Annotated in this window: 16 protein-coding genes; 13 read left to right on the top strand and 3 right to left on the bottom strand. The window is 63.6% G+C overall.

What is annotated here, in order from left to right; genetic code table 11:
- The 6 genes from ACO1P8_RS05785 to ACO1P8_RS05760 form a co-directional block, all read left to right on the top strand.
- A partial coding sequence (locus ACO1P8_RS05785; protein WP_486294961.1) for a VCBS domain-containing protein occupies nucleotides 1-5,389 on the top strand: 5,389 nt, incomplete at its 5' end.
- A 72-nt stretch (nucleotides 5,390-5,461) separates the two neighbouring features.
- A complete protein-coding gene (locus ACO1P8_RS05780) occupies nucleotides 5,462-6,145 on the top strand; it encodes a transglutaminase-like cysteine peptidase (protein ID WP_486294960.1) in 684 nt (227 codons plus the stop codon).
- A gap of 19 nt (nucleotides 6,146-6,164) precedes the next feature.
- Entirely contained in the window at nucleotides 6,165-8,138 is a 1,974-nt protein-coding gene (locus ACO1P8_RS05775; protein ID WP_486294959.1) for a bifunctional diguanylate cyclase/phosphodiesterase, read from the top strand.
- Between the two features lie 170 nt (nucleotides 8,139-8,308).
- Nucleotides 8,309-9,793, top strand: coding sequence for a beta propeller repeat protein (locus ACO1P8_RS05770; RefSeq protein WP_486294958.1), 1,485 nt, complete (start codon nucleotides 8,309-8,311; stop codon nucleotides 9,791-9,793).
- Nucleotides 9,772-10,386 (top strand): sialidase family protein, encoded by a 615-nt coding sequence (locus ACO1P8_RS05765; RefSeq protein WP_486294957.1) that lies wholly within the window; start codon nucleotides 9,772-9,774, stop codon nucleotides 10,384-10,386. Before ACO1P8_RS05770 ends, ACO1P8_RS05765 begins: the two co-directional genes overlap by 22 nt.
- A gap of 334 nt (nucleotides 10,387-10,720) precedes the next feature.
- Nucleotides 10,721-12,814: a sialidase family protein gene (locus ACO1P8_RS05760; protein WP_486294956.1), complete on the top strand. Its 2,094-nt coding sequence runs from the start codon at nucleotides 10,721-10,723 to the stop codon at nucleotides 12,812-12,814.
- 17 nt (nucleotides 12,815-12,831) lie between these two features.
- Here the strand turns inward: ACO1P8_RS05760 and bla are convergent, their stop codons facing one another.
- Nucleotides 12,832-13,752 (bottom strand): class A beta-lactamase, encoded by a 921-nt coding sequence (gene bla, locus ACO1P8_RS05755; protein ID WP_486294955.1) that lies wholly within the window; start codon nucleotides 13,750-13,752, stop codon nucleotides 12,832-12,834.
- A gap of 129 nt (nucleotides 13,753-13,881) precedes the next feature.
- Between bla and ACO1P8_RS05750 the strand changes: the two genes are divergently transcribed.
- The 6 genes from ACO1P8_RS05750 to ACO1P8_RS05725 all read left to right on the top strand — a co-directional run bounded on the left by ACO1P8_RS05750 (nucleotide 13,882) and on the right by ACO1P8_RS05725 (nucleotide 20,185).
- Entirely contained in the window at nucleotides 13,882-14,745 is an 864-nt protein-coding gene (locus ACO1P8_RS05750) for a LysR family transcriptional regulator (protein ID WP_486294954.1), read from the top strand.
- Nucleotides 14,746-14,917: 172 nt separating this feature from the next.
- Nucleotides 14,918-15,715: an alpha/beta fold hydrolase gene (locus ACO1P8_RS05745; RefSeq protein WP_486294953.1), complete on the top strand. Its 798-nt coding sequence runs from the start codon at nucleotides 14,918-14,920 to the stop codon at nucleotides 15,713-15,715.
- Between the two features lie 114 nt (nucleotides 15,716-15,829).
- Nucleotides 15,830-16,600, top strand: a complete 771-nt coding sequence (locus ACO1P8_RS05740; protein WP_486294952.1) for a class II aldolase/adducin family protein — start codon at nucleotides 15,830-15,832, stop codon at nucleotides 16,598-16,600.
- A gap of 134 nt (nucleotides 16,601-16,734) precedes the next feature.
- Nucleotides 16,735-18,288 (top strand): ABC transporter substrate-binding protein, encoded by a 1,554-nt coding sequence (locus tag ACO1P8_RS05735; RefSeq protein WP_094841658.1) that lies wholly within the window; start codon nucleotides 16,735-16,737, stop codon nucleotides 18,286-18,288.
- A gap of 60 nt (nucleotides 18,289-18,348) precedes the next feature.
- Nucleotides 18,349-19,296 carry an ABC transporter permease gene (locus ACO1P8_RS05730; protein ID WP_486294951.1) on the top strand — a complete coding sequence of 316 codons (948 nt, stop codon included), beginning with the start codon at nucleotides 18,349-18,351 and terminating at the stop codon, nucleotides 19,294-19,296.
- Nucleotides 19,286-20,185 carry an ABC transporter permease gene (locus ACO1P8_RS05725; protein WP_486294950.1) on the top strand — a complete coding sequence of 300 codons (900 nt, stop codon included), beginning with the start codon at nucleotides 19,286-19,288 and terminating at the stop codon, nucleotides 20,183-20,185. The genes ACO1P8_RS05730 and ACO1P8_RS05725 overlap by 11 nt, the downstream gene beginning before the upstream one ends.
- 2 nt (nucleotides 20,186-20,187) lie before the next feature.
- Here the strand turns inward: ACO1P8_RS05725 and ACO1P8_RS05720 are convergent, their stop codons facing one another.
- Nucleotides 20,188-21,222, bottom strand: a complete 1,035-nt coding sequence (locus tag ACO1P8_RS05720; RefSeq protein ID WP_486294949.1) for a LacI family DNA-binding transcriptional regulator — start codon at nucleotides 21,220-21,222, stop codon at nucleotides 20,188-20,190.
- 41 nt (nucleotides 21,223-21,263) lie between these two features.
- Complete coding sequence (locus ACO1P8_RS05715) at nucleotides 21,264-22,205, bottom strand: LysR family transcriptional regulator (protein WP_486294948.1); 942 nt, start codon at nucleotides 22,203-22,205, stop codon at nucleotides 21,264-21,266.
- Nucleotides 22,206-22,367: 162 nt separating this feature from the next.
- Here ACO1P8_RS05715 and ACO1P8_RS05710 point away from each other — a divergent pair, with 162 nt between their 5' ends.
- Nucleotides 22,368-23,228, top strand: a complete 861-nt coding sequence (locus ACO1P8_RS05710) for an N-acyl homoserine lactonase family protein (RefSeq protein ID WP_486294947.1) — start codon at nucleotides 22,368-22,370, stop codon at nucleotides 23,226-23,228.
- Nucleotides 23,229-23,260: the final 32 nt, after the last annotated feature.

The raw sequence follows: 23,260 nt of genomic DNA, 5'->3' as shown, positions 1-23,260 counted from the left end.
CGACAGCAAGGCGATTCAATCGCTGGCCGAAGGCCAGGAGAAGGTCGAGACCTTCCACGTCGTGGTGGACGACGGCCACGGCGGCACGGCGGTGCAGACCGTGACGGTTACCGTGACGGGCACCAATGACGTGCCGGTCGTCACGGGTGACGACTCCGGCACGGTGCGGGAGGATTCCCCCTTGCAGCTTTGGACGGGCGGCGACCTGGATATCAAGGATGCCGACGCCGGCCAGAATTACTTCCAGGCCAATGTCATCACCACGCCCCACGGTACCTTCCTGGTCGGCACCAATGGTGGCTGGCTGTTCACGCTGAACAACAGCAACCCCGAAGTCCAGGCGCTGGGCGCGGGTGAAAAACTGGTCGAGACGTTCACCGTCAAGACCGCCGACGGCACGCCTGAAACGGTGACGGTCACCATCCTCGGCACCAACGATGCGCCGCACATCAGCGGCGTCAGCAGCGGTGCGATCAAGGAAGACGCCGCGACCGCGGTCAGCGGCCAGCTGAACGTCAGCGACGTGGATGCGCATGACACCCACAGCTGGTCCATCCTGGGCAGCAACAAGGGCGACTACGGCAACCTGACGGTCGACCAGACCGGCAAGTGGACGTACACCGTGAACCAGAACGTGCAGTCGCTGCGCGAAGGCGAGACGGTTCAAGAGAAGTTCCTGGTGCAGGTCAGCGACGGCCATGGCGGCTTCGACCTGCAAACAGTGGTGGTGAACGTCACCGGCACCAACGACGTGGCGGTAATCACCCCGCATCACCCCGGCGACGACCGCGGTACGGTGCAGGAAGATCGCGTGCAGGCGGTATCCGGCAACCTGGATGTGCAGGACGCGGACAAGGGCGAAGCGACCTTCCAGACCCAAAGCAAGACGCCCGGCGAGTACGGCAACTTCTCCGTCAATTCGCAAGGCACCTGGACGTACCAGTTGAACAACAGCGATCCCCGTGTGCAGGCGCTGGGCGCGGGCGAACACCTGACCGAAACCTTCACGGTGAAGAGCGCCGACGGTACGCCCGCGACAGTGACGATCACCATCGATGGCACCAACGACAACCCGGTCATCGCCGGCGTGCACAGCGGCGCCTTGACCGAGGACGGCGCGCCTTCGGTGACCGGTCAGTTGACGGTTTCCGACGTGGACGCGCACGACGCGCATACGTGGACGGTGGCCAACGGTTCCAAGGGCGATTACGGTTCGATCAGCGTGGACGCCACGGGCAAGTGGACCTATACCGTCGACCCGCAGGCCGTGCAGTCGCTGAAGGAAGGCGAGAAGCAGACCGATACCTTCACCATCAAGGTGGACGACGGCCACGGTGGCACGGACACCCAGACGGTGACCGTGACGATCACGGGTACCAACGACACGGCAATCATTACCCCGCACGACCCGGGTACGCCGGGCCAGCCGGGCACGGCCAGCGATCACGGCACGGTGGTGGAAGACGCCACGCCGGACACGACGGGCGGCAAGCTGGACATCCAGGATGCCGACGCGGGCCAGAACAAGTTCGTGGCACAGACCAACCATGTTGGCGAACATGGCACGTTCGCGATCGACGAGAACGGCAACTGGACGTACAAACTGAACAACGGCGATCCGGCGGTGCAGGCGCTGGGCGCGGGCCAGACGATGACCGAGCAGTTCACGGTGTCCTCGGCCGACGGCAGCGCCACGCACGAAGTGACGGTGACGATCGTGGGCACGAACGACGTGCCGGTGGTCAGCGCCGGCACGGGCGCGGTGACCGAAGACCAGAACGTCAACAACGATGGCAACCTGGTGGCCACGGGCCAACTGACGATCACCGACACGGACGCGGGCGAAAGCCACTTCCAGGCGGGCGCGCAGTTTGATGGCAGCACGGGCAACGGCAATACGCCGCTGGGCCAGCTGGTGTTCAACACCGACGGTTCGTACACCTACACGGTGGACAACGGCAATGCGGTGGTGCAGGGCCTGAACGCCGGGCAGAGCATCGTCGAGACCTACACGGTGACCAGCCAGGACGGTTCGAAGACCAGCACCATCACGATCACCATCAACGGTACCGACGATGGCGCGACGATCACGCCGCACAGCCCGGGCAGCGATGCGGGCACGGTGGTCGAGGACGCGGTCCCGAACACCACTGGCGGCAAGCTGGACGTGGTCGACCCGAATCCGGGCGAATCGCAGTTCCAGGTGCAGACCGGTACGCCCGGCGCGCACGGTTCGTTCTCCATCGATGCCAACGGCAACTGGACCTATGCGCTGAACAACAGCGATCCGGCTGTGCAGGGCCTGGGCAAGGACGAAACCATGACCGAGCAGTTCACGGTGAAGTCGCTGGACGGCAGCGGCGAACACACCGTGACGGTTACGATCGTCGGCACGAACGATGACCCGGTCATCAGCGGCAAGGCCGCGGCCTCGGTGACCGAGGATGTCGAAACCTCGGTATCCGGCCAACTGACCGTCGCGGACAAGGACTATCACGACGGCCATACCTGGACCATCGATTCGCCAGCCAAGGGCACCTACGGCACCCTCACGCTGGATAGCACCGGCAAGTGGACCTACACGGTGGACCAGCAAGCGACCCAGGCGCTGGCCAAGGACGAGCACAAGACCGACACCTTTACGGTGAAGGTCGATGACGGCCACGGCGGCACCGACACGCAGACGGTAACCATCACCCTCACCGGCACCAATGACATCCCGGTCATCACGGTGGGCCAGGGCAGTTCCGATCACGGCACCGTCTACGAAGACGGCGCCGCGCTGACCGGGACCCTGACGATCCAGGACAAGGACGCGGGCGAAAGCAGCTTCCAGGCCAATACCATCCACGACCAGTACGGCACGTTCACGGTCGATGCCAATGGCAACTGGACCTACACGCTGGACAACAGCAATCCGGCGGTGCAGGCGCTGTCCGGCGGCGACAGCCTGGGCACGCGTGTCTACACCGTGGTCTCGGCCGACGGCACGAACACGCATCAGGTACAGGTGACCATCAACGGCACCAACGATGCGCCGACCGCCAGCGACAATGCCACGACCGTCAACGTGGGCGGATCGCACACCTTCACGACCGCGGAGTTCAACTTCGCCGATAGCAACGGCGAGCACAACACGCTGCAGGACGTCATCATCACCCGCACCCCGGACAGCGGCACGTTGACGCTGAACGGCCAGGCCGTCACGGCGGGCCAGGTGATTTCCGCCAGCGATATCGCGGCGGGCAAACTGGTATACACCCCGGGTGCCGACGGCAAGGACACATCCTTCGGCTTCAAAGTGCAGGATAACGGCGGCACGGCGCACGGCGGCCAGGACACATCCACCGAACACAACTTCGGCCTGGCCACCAACAACCTGATCCAGGGCGACAACACCAGCACCGGCGACAACAACGGCCATGGCGGTACCACGCCGCCGCTGAATGGCGGTTCGGGCGACGACATCATCATGGGCGATACGGGCGGCACGGTCACCACGACCACGCCGGGCCAGAACTACAACATCGCGCTGATCGTCGACCACTCGGGCAGCATGGACAATGACATTGCCGGCAACCAGACCCGCATGGAACTGGTGAAGGACGCGCTGACGCAGTTCGTCAAGCAGCTGGCCGGCCACGACGGCATTGTCAACGTCACGCTGATCGGCTTCGGCAGCTCGGCCGATACCGCCATCACCGTGCAGAACCTGGACCTGAGCGATGTCGATCAAGCGACCGACAAGCTGATCAAGGCCATCAACAATCTGGATGCTTCCGGTTCGACCAACTACGAGGATGCCTTCGATTCCGCGGTGGACTGGTTCAATGCGCAAGCGTCTGCCGGCAAGGGCACGGCGAACGGTTACGACAACCTGAGCTTCTTCCTGACCGATGGGGACCCGACCGTATACAACAACAGCTGGGGCGGCACGAGCGGCAACGGCAGCTCAACGGACCAGACCACGTTCCAGCACTCGATCGACGCTTTTGCCGCCCTGGCCGCGATGAGCACCGTGCACGGCATCGGTATCGGCGACGGTGTGAACGAGAACTACCTGAAGTTCTTCGACAACACCGATTCCACCGGTACGGGCCAGGTCGACTTCGGCGACGGTACCACCAACCTGAGCACGTCGTGGTACTACAACTTCGACAGCACCAGTAGCTGGAACTCGGTCCAGAACGGCGGCGGGTCCATCAGCGAAGGCAACAACTCATCGATCCAGATCTCGGACAAGTACGGTTCGAGGGGCAACAACGCCAATTCCACGCAGTACGCGACCGACGGCGTGACGGTCTCCAGCGGCCATACCGCGCACTTCGAGTTCGACCTGAGCACCAGCTCGAGCTTCAAGGCCGGCGATGCGGTCACCTGGTACCTGCAGGTCAAGAACGGCAATAGCTGGACGACGATCGAGTCCGGCACCAGCACCGGCCATATCACGACCGGCGATCACGGCGCGGGCGAGTATCGCCTGGACTTCGATGTGCTGGACAACACCAACAACAACTCGAACGCGTCCATCACTGTGGACAACTTCACGCTGGTCGATCACCTCTACGTCACCGGTCCCACCGGCGAAGTGGACATCGTGTTGCAGCCGGGCGACCTCAGCACGGCCCTGAACGGCGGCGGATCGCATTCCGACCCCAACACGGTCGGCGCCGATACGATCAATGGCGGTGATGGCAACGACATCATCTTCGGCGATACGATCAATACGGACGCACTGAACTCGACGCAGCATCCGGCCGGCACGCACAACGGCCAGGGCCTGCAAGGCCTGTTGGATTACCTGACCGATACGCTGGGCCATGCCCCCACGTCGAGCGATGTCTACAACTACGTCAGCCAGCATAGCGATACTCTGAACGTGGGCGGCGACACACGCGGCGGGAACGATACGATCCACGGCGGCAACGGCAACGACACCATCTACGGCCAGGGCGGCAACGATACCCTGTACGGCGATGCGGGCAACGATACCCTGGTGGGCGGCGCGGGCAACGACACGTTGTACGGCGGCGATGGCAGCGACACCTTCAAGTGGTCGCTGCACGACGGCGGCACGACGGCCAACCCCGCTGTCGATACCATCATGGACTTCGACACCCGCGCCGCTTCCGCCGGCGGCGATGTCCTGGACCTGCACGAGCTGCTGAACAACCCGGCCGACGGCGACCTGTCCAAGTACCTGCATTTCTCGAAGAGCGGTACGGACACGGTCATCAACGTCAGCACCACGGGCGGTGCGGCGCAACAGGCCTTCGACCAGAAGATCGTGCTGCACGGCGTGGATCTGACCAACGGTGGCAGCCTGCAGAACGACCAGGCCATCATCAACGATCTGATCCAGAAGGGTAAGCTGCATGGCCACAACTGATCGCTAGCCGGGGCCGCGGGCCCGGAGGGCCCCGGCGACGGGGTCCTTCGGGTTGGTCTTACAATATGTTTCATGCTTAAGCCCACCTCTTCGCGCGCCGTCCTGGCCTGGGCCAGGGCGGCTTTCTTCTGCCTGCTGTTCGGGTGGGGAATCAGCGGCGCGCTGGAGCTAGACACTGCACGGCTGGAGCAGGTCGCGGCCAGCCGCTATGGCAGCAAGGGGGCGCACGCGGTCGCGGCCTGGCTGCAATTGCTGCAAGACGACAGCGCGCTGGACGAGTCCGACAAACTGACCAGCGTGAATACGTTCTGGAACCGGAGGCTGTTGCAGGCCGAAGACCAGACGATATGGGGACAGGCCGACTACTGGGCCACGCCGCTGGAGGCGCTGGGCAAGGGCGCCGGAGACTGCGAAGACTTCGTCATCGGCAAGTATTTTTCGTTGATCAAATTGGGTGTGCCGATCAGCAAGCTCCGTTTCGTGTACGTGCGCGCGCGGATCGGTGGGCCGGAAAGCAGCGAGCAGATCGCCCACATGGTGCTGGCTTACTATCCGACCGCCAATTCGGTGCCGCTGGTGCTGGATAGCCTGATATCCGATATTCTGCCCGCCAGCCAGCGCAGGGATCTGACACCCGTATTCAGTTTCAATGCCGACGGCGTGTACGTCGACGGCAAACATGCCGCCCCGGTCGATCGTATCGGCCGCTGGCGCGACCTGCTTCAGCGCATGGCGCGTGAAGGCATCCGGCAATAGGCGTTGCAGGAATTCATCCATGTCCATACTTCGACAACTACTGCTCAGTATCACCATCGCCATCGCGATCATCCTGCTCGGCACCCTGGCGCTGAGCGTGACCGCGGCGCGCGATTATCTGGCCGGCCAATTGCAGGTACAGAGCAGCGATGCGGCCGTATCCCTGGCGCTCTCGCTCTCGCAGCCCGCGAACAGTTCGCGCGTGACGCAGGAACTGCTGGTGTCCGCGCTGTATGACGGCGGGCATTTTTCGCTGGTGCGGCTGACCGATCCCCAGGGCCAGATCATCATCGAACGCAGCGGCCAGAGCGCGGCGACGGCGGTGCCCGGCTGGTTCCAGCGGCTGGTTTCCTTGTCCGCCAAATCCGCCAGCCACGTGGTGACGGACGGTTGGCGCCAGATCGGCGAGGTCACGCTGACGGCCAATGACGCCTATGCCTGGGAGACGCTGTGGGCGAGCAGCCTGCAGATGATCGTGGTCATTGTCGCGGCGGGCCTGGTCTGGGCCTTGTTCGCTTTTGCCCTGGTGCGGTGGATTGAAAAGCGCCTGCTGGCCGAGGTAGGCGAACATATGCGCGCGATCGGCCGCGGGCAGTTCGGCGGGGCTCTGACCGCGCGCGTGCCGGAATTGTCGGGCATCACGGAGGCCCTGAACGAGACGCGCGATCAATTGCGCGCCACGGCCGAGGAACAGACGGCGCGCATCGAGTCCCTGGAAATCGAGGTCAACCAGGACGCGGTTACCGGACTGGCCAACCGCAAGTACTTCATCAATGAATTCCTGCGTGCCGTCGACAAGAGTCCCGGCAGGCCGGACGCGCCAGGCGGGACGGGGTCGCAGGACGGCCACGTGCTGGTGTTCCGCCAGCGCGACCTGGCGGCGATCAATCGCCACATGCCCCGCGATTTCGTCGACCAATGGCTGGCTGGCCTGGGTAGCAGGGTGGCGGCCCTGCTCGACCAGTTCCAGCTCAACAATACGCTGGTCGCGCGCCTGAACGGCTCGGACTTCGCCTTGCTGATGCCCGGCTGCGCCGCGCCGACCGCCATGCTGGTGGCCGAGCGCCTGCGCAACGAGCTGCGCGAGGCGCGCATTCCGGTCGGCGAGGGCGGGCTTTGCCGCTGGGCCTTGGGCATGACGGATTACCAGCGCGGCGACAAGGTCGGCGATCTGCTGGGACGCCTGGATTTCGCCTTGATGCGCGGCGAAAGCGCGGGCGACGATCACGTGCAACTGGCGACGGACGATGCGCAGGCCTTGTCCGCGCACGGCGAATCGGCGTGGCGCCGGGCGATCGCCGATGGCATCGAGCGCCAGCGCTTTACGCTGGCGCTGGAACCCCTGCTGGCGCTGGACGGCTCCGTCATGCGGCAGGAAGCCACGCTGATGCTGCACAGCCAGGGATCGCCGGAACCGATTCCCGCCAAGCTGTTCATTCCCGCGGCCACACGCCTGGATCTGACCGCCGACTGCGATATCCAGGCCGTGCGCCTGGCGGTCAGCTGGCTCATGATGAACGAAGGCGACGTGACGGTGCGTATCGCGATGCCTTCGCTGTCGCACCCCAATTTCCTGCTGCAGGTCGAGCGGATGCTGGCCGAACGCAAGCAATTGGCGACGCGGTTGTACCTGGAAGTCGATGCGCACGCGGTAGTGGAGCGGCGCGATGCCGTGGCGGAGTTGTGCCGTATCGCGAACGACTGCGGCGCCCACGTCGGCGTGCGCCGCCTGGCGCAGCAGCTTAGCGCGGTCAGCCTGCTGCACAGCCTGTCGCTGGCCTATGTGAAACTGGGTGGAGGCTTCGTCACCGGCATGGCCCGCAGCCTGGGCAGCCAGCAACTGGCGGTCTCGGTGCTGGAAACCGCGCGCTCGCTGGGCATCCAGGTCTATGCGGAAGATGTGCCGGACGAGGCGACACGCGGCATCCTGGCGAAGCTCGGCGTGAATGTGATGCGCGGGCCGGGCATCGTGGCGGCGCAAGGCGCGGAGTGAGTCCACCCAATGGTTCGGCAGGAAGTCAAAACAGCTCGTCGAGATTTAAAAGCCTGCTTCGCTGAAGTTGCATATCGTCCCGGTTCCAGGCGTGGTGTCCGAATCGTCCAGGAGGGGAGCGGGTCGCATCCGGATAGGCCGCCGCCACGAGCGTTTCAGCGGAGAGCCGGATGCGCAATATTTGGACCTATCAAACCGGGGCGAACGGTTTATTGAGCAACAGGGTCATCGCCCTGGTGCCCGGCAAAGGTGAAGACTTATATGTGGCGACGACCGGGGGGATCTCGGGGTCGGATACCCTGGGAGAATGGTGGAACCCGGGGGTGTTACGCCAGTCGAATAGCTTCGACATCTGCGTCAATCAGGCCTCCGGGGTTCTGGTCTTCACCACAGTGGACTGCACGGGACTTGGGGTGCAACGATCGTTTGGCAGCGACGTGCATTTTCTCACGCGCGAACGTGACGGACTGGCTTCGGATTGCATAAGATCGGTAAATATCGATCAGGCAGCGGCGGTGGCGTCCAACGATGAACTGGGGCCGGTGGTCATTTCGCACTACGACGGAAGCGGGGTAGGCGACCGCCTGGCGAGGACGCTATCCGTATATAAAGTCGAAACCCGGAAATGGCGGGTGGTGGAACTCGCCGACGGCTTCGACATTTTGCGGGTCAGGTTTTTCTCCGGAAAAATCTACGCCTGTACGGACAATGGCCTCGCCATATCCGCTGACGGTGGCGAGCATTGGAGCTATATAGACAGGTTCTCCGCGCCGCCCAGGTTGCCTTGGGCCGATCAGGCCGCGTCCGGGTCACGGGTCAACGATATTTACATAGGCGCCGACGGGGCCTGGTATATCCTGTGCCAATCGACAGTGTCATCCTGGCTATTGAAATCCAGCGATGGGGGACGAACCTGCGAAGTACTGTTGTCGAATCTGCAGGACGCCTACCAAACGATCGAGGCATCCCGCGACGACCTGTTCGTTCTTTCCTATCGTCGGCTGACGGTATTCAATACCCGAGACAGTTCCGTAAAGATATTCCGGGATGAGAATGGTCTGAACGTCGGCGCCTCGGTCGACTCGAACCATCGTTTCACTGTGCACGATGGCAGGGCTTTCATACCGACGGATGTCGGTGTCGCGGTGGCCGCAGCCGCCGATATCGCAGCGTATCCTCCGCTTTGGCAGTACGCGACGACGGCCCGGGGCCTGCCGGATAACGCCGTGCTGTGTGTTGCCGGGTCGTCCAGCAAGCCGGACGTGCCTGTGCTGGCCGGGACCCAAAGTGGCTTGGCGGCCAGCATCGATGGCGGGCAATCATGGACCGGCCTGGAGAGGCTGGGCAGCACGCCCTTGGGAAGAACGCGAATAAACGATCTGTTTTATTGCTCGACGCCCACAACGCCTTTCTACGGCATCGCCACCGACAACGGTTTTTCTTCTGCAATAATCCGCTCCTCCCCGGTGTGTCGGCGGCGCATTACACAACGCGGGATGGACTGGCAAGCAACCGCGTCGTCTGTGTCTTTGCCAGAATGTATACGTCCATGCAAGCTTGGGTTGGGCATGACGGCGAAGGCCTTTCCTATTGCCTGGATGGAAAGTGGCATATCGCAAACAAGGATAGCGGCTTGGCCGGGAATCACGTCCTGAGTATCCGGCCAGGGTGGTACAAAGAAAAGCCGCGTCTTTATGCCTGTGGCTATGATAAAGATCCCTTTACGGGCGAGGAATCGGCGGCTTTGTCGTTTTCCGAGGATAACGGTAAAACCTGGGTTGCCGTCAGGCGGATGTCATGGCCCGTTGGCGTGCCATACAGGCTGTTCGATGTATGCTCTGTGGATTATTCCAGCGACGTTCTCTACGGCCTGATTTGCAACAAGGCCGGCCATGATATTTGGTTCGCCAAGTCGGTCGACGGGGGCGCTTCATGGGACACTGCCGGCGCCTTCATGCTGGATATCTATCAGCAGAGCGCCGGTTCGGCGCCGGGCAGCAGCCCGAAAATCTATTCGGACACGCGGGGGAAATTTATATCGCTGCCGAACTCAATCTATTTTCCCGTGCCGGCTCAGCATTTCCTGCAGTGCGTGTATTGGCAAGATGGATTGCGGCAGGGAAATGTCGGATCGGCATTTATCGATGCCGATGGGAACATATATCAGGGTAATGGGTCGTCTGGAGTAGGTTTATCCAACGTGGCTTATATGCCTTTCTACTATTGGGCGGGCCAGCCGGAGGGCTGAAGCGTCCAGCTCTTTTCCGGGCGTGCGCCCGCCGCGATCGCCGCCTATCTTCGGCGGGTGGGCAGCGGCTGGCGTCAGATACGGGAACCTCGCCGTCGGACCTGCAGGCCCATCGCGCCGACCCGGCCGACCGCGGTATCGGAACGCGTCGCTTCTGGCGCCGGGCCGCTTCGGGGTGAAATTCAACAATAAACCACCGTATTTAAAAGCGCCCTGGCGGCGACTTAAGTAGGCTCTCGATAGCGTCGGTGCGTGTGCCCGTACCCGCCACAGGAGCCTCGGGCTCGGCGTATCCGGATAGGTCCGGCCATACTCATCCAGCGTGGAGACTCGAATGCGAAATATATGGCGCTATCAGACCCAGGCCAATGGGTTGTCCAGCAACGCCGTTTCGGCTGTCGTGCCCGGGAAAGGCCAGGACGTATATGCAGCCGCGGGCCCGGCAATCTGCTCATCGAGCGACCTTGGAACGTTGTGGATTCCGCGAGTTCCCGGGCAGACGGGCGAGGGCGATATCTGCGTGAATCAGCACTCCGGCGCACTGTTGTTTGCCGCCCCGGACTGCGGCGGACTCGGGGTTCAAGCATCGCCGGACAGCGAACCGCGGATTCTTACCCGTGAGCACGATGGCCTGGCGACGAACTGTATAGGCAGTGTGGATATCGATCAGGCTGCGGCGATGTTGACGGATGACATCCTCGGACCGGTCGCCGTTACGTACTTTGCGGCCGAATGGCCACCTGGCGAGGAAATCTTCAATCGAACCGTATCGATATACAACGTCGAGACGAAGACCTGGCGGACGTCGGTACTTCCCGACAATTTCATCACGTGGCGCGTCAGGTACTTTGGCGGGAAAGTCTACGTTTGCACGGAGGGCGGGCTGGCCATATCGAGCGATGGCGGAGAGCATTGGACCTATAAGACAGAATTCAGTGCACCCCCCAAACTGCCGGGTTTTGACGGCGCCTATGCATACGAGGTCGATGATGTTCATATCGATGCCGACGGAAGCTGGTACATATTATGCCGATGGAACCAGTCTTCATGGCTGTTGAAATCTGTCGACGATGGGCAGTCGTGGGAAATGCTCCTGACCATTGGCTATGATTTTTTTCGTACCCTCCATGCTTCAGGAGGAAATCTATTCGTCCTGGACGATAGAAACCTACGGGTTATGGATAGGGAAAAGGAGTCCGTGAGGCTTTTCGGCCTGGCCAATGGGCTGGACTTGGGGGCCGGGGCGGAGACAGCGGAAGATGCAGTCGACCGTTTCACCGTCCAGGGCGGACAGGTCTTTATTCCGACAGATGTCGGTATCGCGGCGGCCGCGACGGCGGATATCGACTCATACCCGCCGCTTTGGCAGTATGCGACCACCGCCGAGGGGCTTCCGGATGACGCCGTTCGATGCGTTATGGGGTCGTCCCATCAACCCGAGGTGCCCGTCCTGGCGGGGACGAACACCGGGCTCGCCGTCAGCATCGATGGCGGAAAAAGATGGTCGAGCGTGGACAAGCTGGGCACCACCTACCTGGGTCGACGGCAAATCAATGATCTGTGCTACAGCCCTGGCCCGACGACGCCGTACTACGGCATCGCTACCGAAGACGCGGGCTTCTTCTTCTCCAGCAACCCGTTGCTGCAGGACGTTTTCGTATCGCATTACACGATGCGCGACGGACTGGCGAGCGACCGGGTCGTGTGTGTCTTTACCAGGATGCATGCATCGATGCAGGCTTATTTGGGGCACGCCGGAGAAGGCCTTTCCTGGTACGACGGCGGGAAGTGGCGTGTCGTGAACACGGGCAACGGGCTGGCGGGTAATTATGTGACCAGTATCCGGTCGTGTTGGTATAAGGAAAGGACAAGGCTATACGCGTGCGGCTACGACAGCAATTCGGCAGGTGAGGAATCCGCCGTTCTGTCGTTTTCGGACGATGGGGGCGTGACATGGACGGGACTCAAAACGTTGTCATGGCGGCTGGGCGAACCTTACAGATTGTTTGATGTCTGGTCGCCTGGCTATCCTGGCGACGCGCTGTACGGATTGATATGCAATAGACAGGGCCACGATATCTGGTGGGCGAAATCGGTCGACGGCGGCGCCTCCTGGGAGCCGGACCGCCTAGACTATCCGCTGGACCTATATATCCCCGGCACCGACCCCTCAAACCCGTCTGGTGGCAGCCCGAAAATATCCTCCGACACGCGAGGTATATATATTTCGGTCCCTAATTCGACAACGTTGGTAAATCTGGCGCTGGACGACTGGAATTATGCTTTTTGGCAGCAAGGGCTGCGGCAAGGAAATGCCGGGGCGGTTTTTGTCGATGCCGCCGGCCGGATATATCAAGGCAACGGCGCGTCCGGGATCGGGCTATCCGATCTGGCGTACGTGCCCTTTTACGACAGATATCGGCGCTAACCGGTGTTTCGGGGCGATCAGGCCAGTCCCGCTATCGCGATGCGCGCTGCTTCGGCAATCAGGCTTTCGTCCGCCTTGGCATGCGGGTCGCGGCTGGCGGTGTAGATCGCCAGGACCAGGGGCGGCCGGCCCGCCGGCCAGATGACGCCGAAGTCGTTCGCACTGGCATAGTCGCCCGTGCCGGTCTTGTCGGCGACTTGCCAACCGGGCGGCACGGCCGCGCGGATGCGGCGATCGCCCGTCTTGTTGGCCAGCAACCATGTTTTCAGCCGCGATCGCGCGCCCGGGGGCAGGGCTTCGCCCAGTACCAGGGTTTCCAGCGTGAGCGCCATGTCCGCCGGCGTGGACGTGTCGCGCTCATCGCCGGGAATGGACGTATTCAGCGCGGTTTCGAAGCGGTCCAGGCGGAAGGTCGGGTTGCCGAGGCCACGGGCGTAGGCGGTCAGGGCGCGCGGCCCGCCCAGGCGATGCAGCAGTAGATTGGCCGCCGTATTGTCGCTGTACTGTATGGCCGCGGCGCACAGCTGCGCGATCGTCATGCCGCCATGGACGTGCTTTTCGGTGACAGGCGAATACGAAGCAAGCGCGTGCGCGGTGTAGAGAATGCGCTGATCGAGCAGTCCGGGCTGCACGGAGTCCTGGGCCAGAATGGCGCCGGCCAGCACGGCCTTGAAGGTGCTGCAGAAAGCGAAGCGTTCGCGCGCGCGGTATGTGACTTCGCGACCCGTGGCGGTGTCGATGGCGTAGATCCCCAGGCGGCGCCGATGGGCGCGTTCAAGGCGGGCATATTCGACGGCCTGCGGCGCACCGTCCTGCGAGGCTGCGGTTTCACCGGCTGCGAGCGCGGGGCGCAGCATCAGCAGCGGCGCGGCCGCCGCCCATGACAGCGCTTGCCGGCGGGTTATCGAGATGGCGGGATGGTCCGGCTTCGGGGGCATGAGGTTGTCTCCTTCGCGATGGAAAAAACAGGGGATATGCATTGAGCCGTAACTATCGCGAGATTCGTTCCCTCGAACAAACGAGGATAATTGGGGAAACCTAAAAGAAAAACTTGTGCCGGAGGCTGCGTGCGTCCTTATCTTCCGTTGAATGCCTTGCGTGCTTTCGAGGCGTCCGCGCGCCATTTGAGCTTTACCCTGGCAGCGCAGGAATTGAACGTGACCCAGGCCGCGGTCAGCCAGCAGGTACGCGGACTGGAAGATCGCCTGGGCACGCCGCTGTTCAAGCGCGTGCCCCGCGGACTGGCGTTGACCGATGAAGGGCGGGCCTTGCTGCCGGTCCTGAGCGATGCGTTCGGACGCATCGAATCCGTGGTGAAGCAGTTCGAGGGCGGCGGGCTGCGCGAAGTGCTGACCGTCGGCGTGGTGGGCACCTTCGCGGTGGGGTGGCTATTGCCCAGACTCAAGGACTTTCGCGATACGCATCCCTTCGTGGAGCTGCGCCTGTTGACCCACAACAACCTGGTGGACATGGCGGCAGAGGGGCTGGACTACGCCATTCGCTTCGGCGAAGGCGGGTGGCCCGGTACGGATGGCGCGCTGCTGCTGGATGCACCCCTGGCCGTCCTGTGCGCGCCATCGGTCGCGCAACGCCTGGCCACACCGGCCGACCTGACCCGGGAAACCCTATTGCGCTCCTATCGCGCGGACGAATGGAACATATGGTTCGCGGCCGCCGGTCTCGCGCCCTGGACGCTGAGCGGTCCGGTTTTCGATTCGTCCCGGCTGATGGTCGAAGCCGCCGTGCAAGGCGCCGGTGTGGCGCTGGCGCCGCCCAGCATGTTTACCCGCGAACTGCACCGCGGCGCGCTGGTGCGTCCCTTCGGTACCGAGGTCAGCATCGGCGGCTATTGGTTGACATGGTTGCGGTCGCGGGGCATGTCGCCCGGCATGCGTGCCTTCCATGATTGGGCCCTCGCGGAGGCCCGTTGATCGTACGTTTACCAGGCGTTGAATGCTGCGGCATGCCGCGCCGGAGCCGTACCCGCGAGCTCGGCCTGGCGCGCCGATAATTTCGGATACCGGAGATTACGCCGAAGCCCGTGTCCTTTCGTGCCAATGCTCTGTTCTTATTCCAACCCGACACGAATCCGGAGAAATCATAATGTCGACAGCCCGAATCGGCGACCTGGAAATGCACTACGAGGTCCAGGGCGCCGGCGATCCCATCGTCCTCGTCGCAGGCTACGGCTGCGATCTGACATTCTGGAATGCTGTCGTGCCGACCCTGGCGGAACGGTACACCGTGGTCGCTTTCGATAACCGCGCGGTGGGCCGCACGAAAGATGACGGCAGGGCGTTTTCGATCGAGACCATGGCCGCGGACACGGCAGGCCTGATCCGCCACCTGGGTTACACCCGTGTCGGGCTGGTCGGCCAGTCCATGGGGGGCGCGATTGTGCAGACGATGATGGCCTCGGTGCCCGAAGTTTGCGGGCCCTGCGCCATCGTGAATTCCACGCGCTCGTTCAGTACCACGACCTTGCTCGCGCTGAAAACCTTGCTGGCGTTGCGCGAGGCCGACGCGGATCTGGACCTGCTGGTGGATACGGCGCTGCCCTGGCTGGCGGGCAAGGCGTGGCTGGCATCGCCGACCAACGTCGCGGGGTTCACCGCGGCGCTGCGCGACCATCCCGCGCCGCAGTCGCTCGCCGACCAGAAGCGGCAACTGCAGGCGCTGGGAACATTCAGGGCGGCGCCGGACGCCAAGCCATGGATCCGGCCCTCGCTGGTGATATCGGCCACCGAAGACATCATCACCACCCCCGCCGAGGGCAAGGCCCTTGCCACCATCCTCGACGCCGGCTATGCCGAGCTGGCGGGGGGGCACCAGACCCCCATCGAAGAGCCTGCACCCCTGGGCAAGGCGCTGCAGGATTTCTTCGCCGCCCATCCTAGGTAAAACCCGCAGCCACGCGCTTTCCCGTTGACGCCCCCATCCCGGGGCTTCTACCATGATGTGCATACGTAGTCACATCGAGGCCGCTTCCGGCCGTCGGCAGAGGAATTGGGATAAATGAGCGCAACGACGCGGTCCGCGCCGCCACCGCAGGCGGCCGGCATGATCGACGGCGAATGGGAAATCCGCTGCGATATGGCAGCGATCTTCCGGGCGATGAATCGCCTGGGGATGAACGAACAGATCGCCAACCATTGCAGCATGATGCTGCCCGGTACCGACAACCTGTTCCTGATCAACGCGCGTGGCTACCACTACAGCGAGATCACGGCCAGCAGCCTGATCGTCTGCGACCTTCAGGGCAACGTCCTGCGCGGCGACGGCGAGCTGCGCAAGGTCGCCTTTCACATTCACGCTCGGCTGCACCTGAAGCATCCCCAGGCGCGCTGCATCCTGCACGTGCATCCGCAATACCTTACCGCGCTCTCCATGCTGGAAGAGGGCAGGCTGGAACTGGTGCACCAGAACAGCGCCATGCTGTACGACCGGGTGGCCTACGACGAGGTCCACAACGGCGTCGTGCTGTGGGACGAAGAGGGCGACCGCATTGCCGACGTGCTGGGCGAACGTACCATCCTGATCATGAAGAACCACGGCGTCACGGTTGTCGGCCCCAGCGTGGCCGAGGCCTTCGATGAGCTCTACATCGCCGAGCGAACCTGCATGTACCAGATGACCGCGATGAACACCGGCATGAAGCTCAAGAGCATAGGCGACAGCCTGCGCGACCGTTACAACGGCCCGTGGGGCGAGCGCTTCGACGCGCGCCTGCACCTGGATGCCTGGCGACGCATGCTGGACAAGCAGGAACCGGACTACGCGACCTGATCCGGCGCGCCATGCCCGTGCGCGCGACGCTGCCGGCGCCTTGCCGTGCCGGGCGTCACAGGGGCAAAGGATTCCCGGCGGGCAGCGCGCTGCCGGCAACGGGCATCACAGACTAGTGTCAAGGGGAAGTGAATATGAAGCGATTCTTTCCGTCCGCCGGCTTGCTCGCGGCGACATGCATGACGGCCTTCGTGCTGGCCGCCGCGCCGGCCCTGGCGCAGAAGCGCGGCGGCGACGTGGTCGTGGCGCAGCAGGCCCAGCCGCCCAGCCTGGACGCACAGATCACCTTCGCGCAGGCGGCACGCAATATCAACCTGCACATCTACGAAGCGCTGTTCGCCCGCAACGACAAGGGAGAGACCATCCCGGACCTGGCGCAAAGCTATTCCGTCGCGCCGGACAGCCTGTCGTACGAAATCAAGCTGCGCAAGGGCGTCCTGTTCCATAACATGAAGGAGATGAAGGCCGCGGACGTGAAGGCCTCGCTGGAACGCTACGCCCGCTACGGCGGCAGCGCGCAGAATATGTCGCTGGTCGACCATATCGACATCGTCGACGACTACACGATCAGGATTTTCATGAAGAAGCCCTTCCAGGGTTTCATCGAATTCCTGGGTTCGCCCCGCGCGCCCGTGGCCATTTATCCGGCCGAGGAAGCCGCCAAGGGACCGAACCAGATCAACGTGATCGGCACCGGTCCCTTCCAACTGGTCGAGTACAAGCCTGACAGCTACGTCAAGCTCAAGCGCTTCGACTCCTATTCGGCGAATCCGAACTACCCGGGCCGCGATGGGCTGGGCGGCCGCAAGACGGCGTACTTCGATACGGTGACCTTCCGTTTCATGCCGGAGGCCGGCGCCCGCGAGTCGGCCTTGCAGACCAACGAAGTCCAGGTGCTGGAAGCTATTTCGCCCACCGCCGCCAAGCGCCTGAAGAACGACAGCAGTATCAAGATCTACGAGATGATGCCCTGGGCCTTCCAGACCATCATCCTGAATGCCGGCGCGCCTCCCACCGATAACCTGAAGGTACGCCAGGCGATCCAGGCGGCGCTGGACGACGAGGAGATCATGGCCATCTCCACCGATGGCCTGTACCGCATGACGCATGGCTGGCAGCATCCCGGTACGCCTTATTACGCGGGCGATGTGGGCAAGAGCCTGTACAACCAGCACAACCTGGATCTGGCCAAGAAGCTGCTGAAGGAGTCCGGCTACAAGGGCGAGGAAATCACCTTCATCGCCGACAACGGCTTCAAGAACCACAACGACACGGCGGTCATCGCCACCCAGCAGTTGCAGGCGATCGGCATGAACGTCAAGCTGCGCATCGCCGACTGGCCCACCACGCTGGCCGCCCGCGACAAGCCCACGGGCTGGAACCTGTTTCCCATCATGGTCGGTATCGAGCCTTACGAAGGGCCCAACGGCGTGGCCGTACTGTTCACGGGCGACCAGAACTGGCAGCACCACAAGGATGCCGGCCTGGAGGCCGCCGTGGCCAAGCTGAACAGCGCCCCGGAATTCGCCGACCGCAAGGCAGCCTTCGCGACCATCCAGCAGATCGTCTACGAGCAGGTGTATGCCATCAAGGTCGGCGACATCGGCGTACTCGAGGCCGCGCGGTCCAACCTGAAGAACTTCGTGCCGCATCGCGTTCCGCGCATGTGGGATGTCTGGTACGAATAAGCGCGATCGCGGCCACTCGCGGCGCGTCGACGCGCCGCGATGCCGTGCCGGGGAGCAGGCATGTTGATGTATCTCTTGCGTCGATTATTGAGCGCCGTTCCGGTGCTGCTGCTGGTTTCGCTGTTGACGCTCAGCCTGATCTGGCTGGTGCCCGGCGATGCGGCGGCGGAACTGGCGGGCCCAGGCGCCAGCGCGCAGGAATTGTCGCGCCTGCGTACCGAACTGGGCCTGGACCAACCGGCCTATGTGCAGGCGTGGCGCTGGTACGTCAACGTCCTGCATGGCGATCTCGGCCGCTCCCTGCTGTTGAACCGCGGCGTGACCGAAGCGATCCTCGAACGCCTGCCGGTGACCGCATCGCTGACTTTCCTGGCCTTGCTGATGACCGTGGCGGTGGGCATGAGCGCGGGCATACTGGCCGCCGTGCGGCGCAATACCTGGGTGGACCAGCTGGCCATGTCGCTGGCGCTGCTCGGGCTCTCGCTGCCCGATTTCTGGCTGGGGCTGGTCGGCATCTATCTGTTTTCCGTGCAACTGGGCTGGTTTCCCACGGGCGGCTATGTGCCCTTCGCGCAAAGCCCGCTGGGCTGGCTGCATAGCCTGTTCCTGCCTGCGGCCGCGCTTGCCGCCACGCAGCTCGGGCTGCTCGCTCGTATGACGCGCTCCAGCATGCTGGAAGTGCTGGGCCAGGATTACATCCGCACCGCCCGGGCCAAGGGCGTGCCGCCGCGCACCGTGGTGGGCCGGCATGCACTGGTCAACATCGCCGTCCCGACGCTGACGGTGATCGGCGTGAACGTGGGCATCCTGATCGGCGGGGCGGTAATCGTCGAGTCGGTCTTTTCCATTCCCGGCGTGGGGCGGCTGGTCATCGGCGCGATCCAGCGGCGCGACCTGCCGGTGATACAGGGCGGTCTGCTGATGATCGCCTGCGCCATGGTGATCGTGAATCTGGTCGTGGACCTGCTGTATGCCGTTTTCGATCCGCGGGTGCGCTATGGCCGTTGAGTTGACCGCAGGCAAGACCGGGGCCACGCCTTCATGGTGGCGGCGCGTGGCCTCGTCCCGCATCGTGGCGCGCCTGCGCGGACATCGCCTGTTCATGACGGGACTGGTGTTGCTTGCCGTCATCGTGCTGATGTCCTTGCTGGCGGCCTGGCTGGCGCCGTACTCGCCCGTGGTCAACGACTACCGCTACCGCCTGGGCGCGCCCAACGCCGCCCATTGGATGGGCACGGACAGCTTCGGCCGCGATGTATTCAGCCGCATGCTGTACGGCAGCCGGGTATCGCTGCGCATCGGCTTCTTCGTGACGTTGTTCACGGGATTGCTCGGCACGATCATCGGCCTGTGCGCTGGGTATTTCCGGCGCCTGGAAAACCCCATCATGCGCGTGATGGATGCCCTTATGGCGTTTCCCGGCATCCTGCTGGCCATCGCGCTGTCGTCGGTGCTGGGGCCTTCCGAGACCAACGTGGTGATCGCGCTCGTCATCACCTATACGCCGCGCACGGCGCGCATCATGCGGGCGGCGGCGCTGGTGTTGGCGCAGATGGAATTCGTGCAGGCGGCGAAAGTGGCGGGAGCGGGGCACGTCCGTATCCTGCTGCGCCATATCGCCACCAACAGCCTGGCGCCCTTGATCGTGCAGATGACCTTTATCTTCGCAATATCGATACTCGCCGAGGCCGTGCTCAGTTTCATCGGCGTGGGGCCTCCGCCGCCGACGCCCACGTGGGGCAACATCATCGCGGACGGCAGGGACTTCATCCCGGACGCGCCGTGGATCTGCCTGTTCCCCGGGATGGTGCTGGCGATGACGGTGCTCGGGCTTAATCTGATCGGCGACGGGCTGCGGGATGTGCTGGATCCGCGGGTCGGGTCGATACCGTCCTAAGCCTAGAACGACGTCCGCCGCACCAGTTCGCCCTGCAATACCTCGCGCACTGGCGCGCAATCCGCGGGTTGCTCCAGCAGGTCCAGCGCGCGATCGATCATGCGGTCCAGCGGGTTGCTGTAGGTGGTAAGCATATAGGGCGGCCAGCTGGCGTTGGGAATGTCATCGAAGCCGACGATGGCTGGCGCGGCGGCCAATCCTCCCGGCAAGCCCCGATAACCGTCCAGCATCCCGATCGCGATCATATCGTCGCCGCAGAGCACCGCATCCACGGCTGTATGCCGCCGGTGCAGGATGCCGGCTGCTTCATAGCCCCAGGCATGCGAGAACGCCCCCTCCAGCACGACTTCCGGCGTGATGCCGTGTTCGCGCAGCACGTCGAGGAACGCATCCCGCCGCACGACATTGGTCGGCGAATCCGGCAGGCCCCCGACATAGGCGATACGCCGCTTGCCGGCCGCGATGAAGTCCAGCGCCACCAGCCGGCTGCCGTGTACGTTGTCGCAGGACACCCCATGAACCGCTTTTTCCTCGACATAGCGGTTGACCATTACGATCGGCGTCCCGCTTTGCCGCACCTGGCGGGCGACGCGGGCGCCGATGCTGACGTTGGCGATCAGGATGCCCTTGACGCGATAGCGCAGGGCCAGCGGCAATTGGCGGTCGATGTCCTGGCCGGGAGGCGAATTCAGTAACAGCACTTCCTGCCCGCGCCGCTGGATCGCCAGCGTCATTTTTTCCAGCATCTGGGGCACGAACGGGTGGGTGATATTGCTGGTGACCACCGCCACGATGTTCGACCGTCCCTTGACCAGCGAGCGTGCCGCCATGTCGGGCAGGTAGCCCAGCTTGCGCGCGGCCTTCTCGATCTGCTGGCGCACTTCCGCGGCCACGTAGCCGCGGCCGGCGAATACGCGCGAAACCGCGCTCTGCGATACGCCGGCTTCGCGCGCGACGTCTTTTTGTGTGTATCCGTTCTTTTGTCCGCGGGTGGCGCGGGACTTCGGCAGGGTGGGGGTGGGTCGCTGCGTGGACAAGGGCATTCCGTGGATGGCGGGCCGTTCGGCAGTATAGCGAGCTACGTTGCCTGCCGATAGGGCAGGCCGCCGCTCGCTTCGTCCCAATGCGGATTGCGCTCGATGAGGTCGGTCAGGAAATCGACGAAGGCGCGCACCTTGGGCGAAAGGTTCTTGCCTGGCAGATAGACGGCCGACACCTGCGGGCCCAGTGCGACATAGTCCGTCAGGATGGCCCGCAGGCGGCCGTCGCGCAGTGCGTCGGCCGCGATGAAGTTGCTGATCATCGCCACGCCGAGCCCCGCGGTGGCAGCCTCCAGCAACGATTCCGCGTTGTTGATGTTCAGCCGGCCCGAGACGGTTTTGCCGAAGGTGCGGCCATCCTTGATGAACTGCCATTCGCGGTAGCGCCCGGTGTGCATCAGCACGTAGGCAATGCAATGGTGATGGTCGAGGTCGTCCGGCGTGGCCGGTTCGCCATGGCGGGCCAGATATTCAGGCGCGGCGCAGGCGACGAAGCGCAGGTTGCACAGGCGACGGCCGATGAGGCGGGCATCCGCCAGTTCGCCGATTTGCACGGCGACGTCGATGCCTTCATAGGCCAGGTCCACCATGCGGTCGCTCAATTCGGCGTCCAGCACCAGGTCGGGATAGCGTTCGATGAAGCCGCTCAGATGCGGCACGATCACGCGCCGGCCGAATCCCACCGGCATGTGTACCCTCAGGCGCCCGTGCGGCGCGGCGCGCGAGCGATTCAGCGAATTCTCGGCATCCTGGACGTCGCTGAGGATTTGCTGGCAACGCTCGAAAAAGCTGGCGCCGTCGTTGGTCAGTCCTACGGACCGCGTGGTCCGGTGCAGAAGGCGCAGGCCCAGCTCGCGCTCGAGACGGGTGATGGCCTTGCTGACCGCCGAGGAAGTCAGTCCCAGGTGCTTGGCGGCATCGGTGAAGCTGCGCGTTTCGGCGACCTTGACGAAGACGTGCAATGCGTTGAGGTTTTCCATGGTCAAATTAATGAATCAGGTTCATTAGTGTTTGTAATTCTATCCAATTGATTGGTTAAAGACCTGAAATTAGACTGCTCTGCATCACAAGAGCGCGCCACTACGGCCCGGCAGTCAGCCGGGGCGGGACGGAGGCGCGCATCGCATGGAGACAACGATCCGATGCAGCAGCCTAAGACCGCCACGGGCGCTTCGACGTCGTGGGACTTCCGGGCCGCGGACGCCGCGAGCCTGCCCGACTACGAGGTCCTGGCCGTCCGGTACGCGACGCGCCCGGCGCAGCGGGCCGCCAATTTCCTGGGTGGCGATCCGCACGATGCCCCCATGCCGATGGACTACTACGTGTGGGTCATTCGCGATGGGCCTCGCGTCGTACTGGTGGATACCGGCTTCGGGCAGGACATGGCGGACAAGCGGCACCGCACCCTGCTGCACCACCCTGCGCACGCGCTCGAACGGCTGGGTGTGCGGGCCGGCGACGTGGGCGACATCGTCATCACGCATTTGCACAACGATCACGCCGGTACGCTGGGCGACTATCCGAACGCGCGTTTCCACCTGCAGGATGGCGAGATGGCCTTCGCCACCGGCAGGCATATGTGCTGCGGCATGTTGAATCGCGCCTACGAGCCCGACCATGTCTGCGGCATGGTGCGTCTGGTCCATGGCGACCGGGTGGTTTTCCATGATGGCGCCGCCACGATCGCGCCCGGCATCAGCGTGCACCGGATCGGCGGCCATACCGACGGCCTGCAAGCGGTGCGCGTGCATACGGCGCGGGGCTGGGTCGTGCTCGCCTCGGACGCCAGCCATTACTACGAGCACTTCGAACAGGATCGCGTATTTCCGCTGGTGTACAGCGTAGGCGACGTATTGCAAGGCTATCGGCGCCTGAAAGCGTTGGCGTCGTCGCCGGCCCATGTGGTGCCGGGACACGATCCGCTGGTCATGCAGCGCTATCCCGGCGCCGGACCGGGCCTGGACGACATCGCCGTCCGCCTGGACCGCCCCCCGCGACCTTGAGGCTATCCATTCGAAGCGATAAGGAGACAAGC

This window comes from Bordetella sp., from assembly GCF_057362025.1.
Note: the sequence above shows the minus strand (reverse complement) of the source record. Positions and strands in the feature narration are given on the sequence as shown.

Bases quoted from the DNA above. Each gene is read 5' to 3' on its own strand.
- ACO1P8_RS05780 (WP_486294960.1), top strand. From the start codon at position 5,462: ATGCTTAAGCCCACCTCTTCGCGCGCCGTCCTGGCCTGGGCCAGGGCG.
- ACO1P8_RS05775 (WP_486294959.1), top strand. From the start codon at position 6,165: ATGTCCATACTTCGACAACTACTGCTCAGTATCACCATCGCCATCGCG.
- ACO1P8_RS05770 (WP_486294958.1), top strand. From the start codon at position 8,309: ATGCGCAATATTTGGACCTATCAAACCGGGGCGAACGGTTTATTGAGC.
- ACO1P8_RS05760 (WP_486294956.1), top strand. From the start codon at position 10,721: ATGCGAAATATATGGCGCTATCAGACCCAGGCCAATGGGTTGTCCAGC.
- bla (WP_486294955.1), bottom strand. From the start codon at position 13,752: ATGCCCCCGAAGCCGGACCATCCCGCCATCTCGATAACCCGCCGGCAA.
- ACO1P8_RS05745 (WP_486294953.1), top strand. From the start codon at position 14,918: ATGTCGACAGCCCGAATCGGCGACCTGGAAATGCACTACGAGGTCCAG.
- ACO1P8_RS05740 (WP_486294952.1), top strand. From the start codon at position 15,830: ATGAGCGCAACGACGCGGTCCGCGCCGCCACCGCAGGCGGCCGGCATG.
- ACO1P8_RS05735 (WP_094841658.1), top strand. From the start codon at position 16,735: ATGAAGCGATTCTTTCCGTCCGCCGGCTTGCTCGCGGCGACATGCATG.
- ACO1P8_RS05730 (WP_486294951.1), top strand. From the start codon at position 18,349: ATGTTGATGTATCTCTTGCGTCGATTATTGAGCGCCGTTCCGGTGCTG.
- ACO1P8_RS05725 (WP_486294950.1), top strand. From the start codon at position 19,286: ATGGCCGTTGAGTTGACCGCAGGCAAGACCGGGGCCACGCCTTCATGG.
- ACO1P8_RS05715 (WP_486294948.1), bottom strand. From the start codon at position 22,205: ATGGAAAACCTCAACGCATTGCACGTCTTCGTCAAGGTCGCCGAAACG.
- ACO1P8_RS05710 (WP_486294947.1), top strand. From the start codon at position 22,368: ATGCAGCAGCCTAAGACCGCCACGGGCGCTTCGACGTCGTGGGACTTC.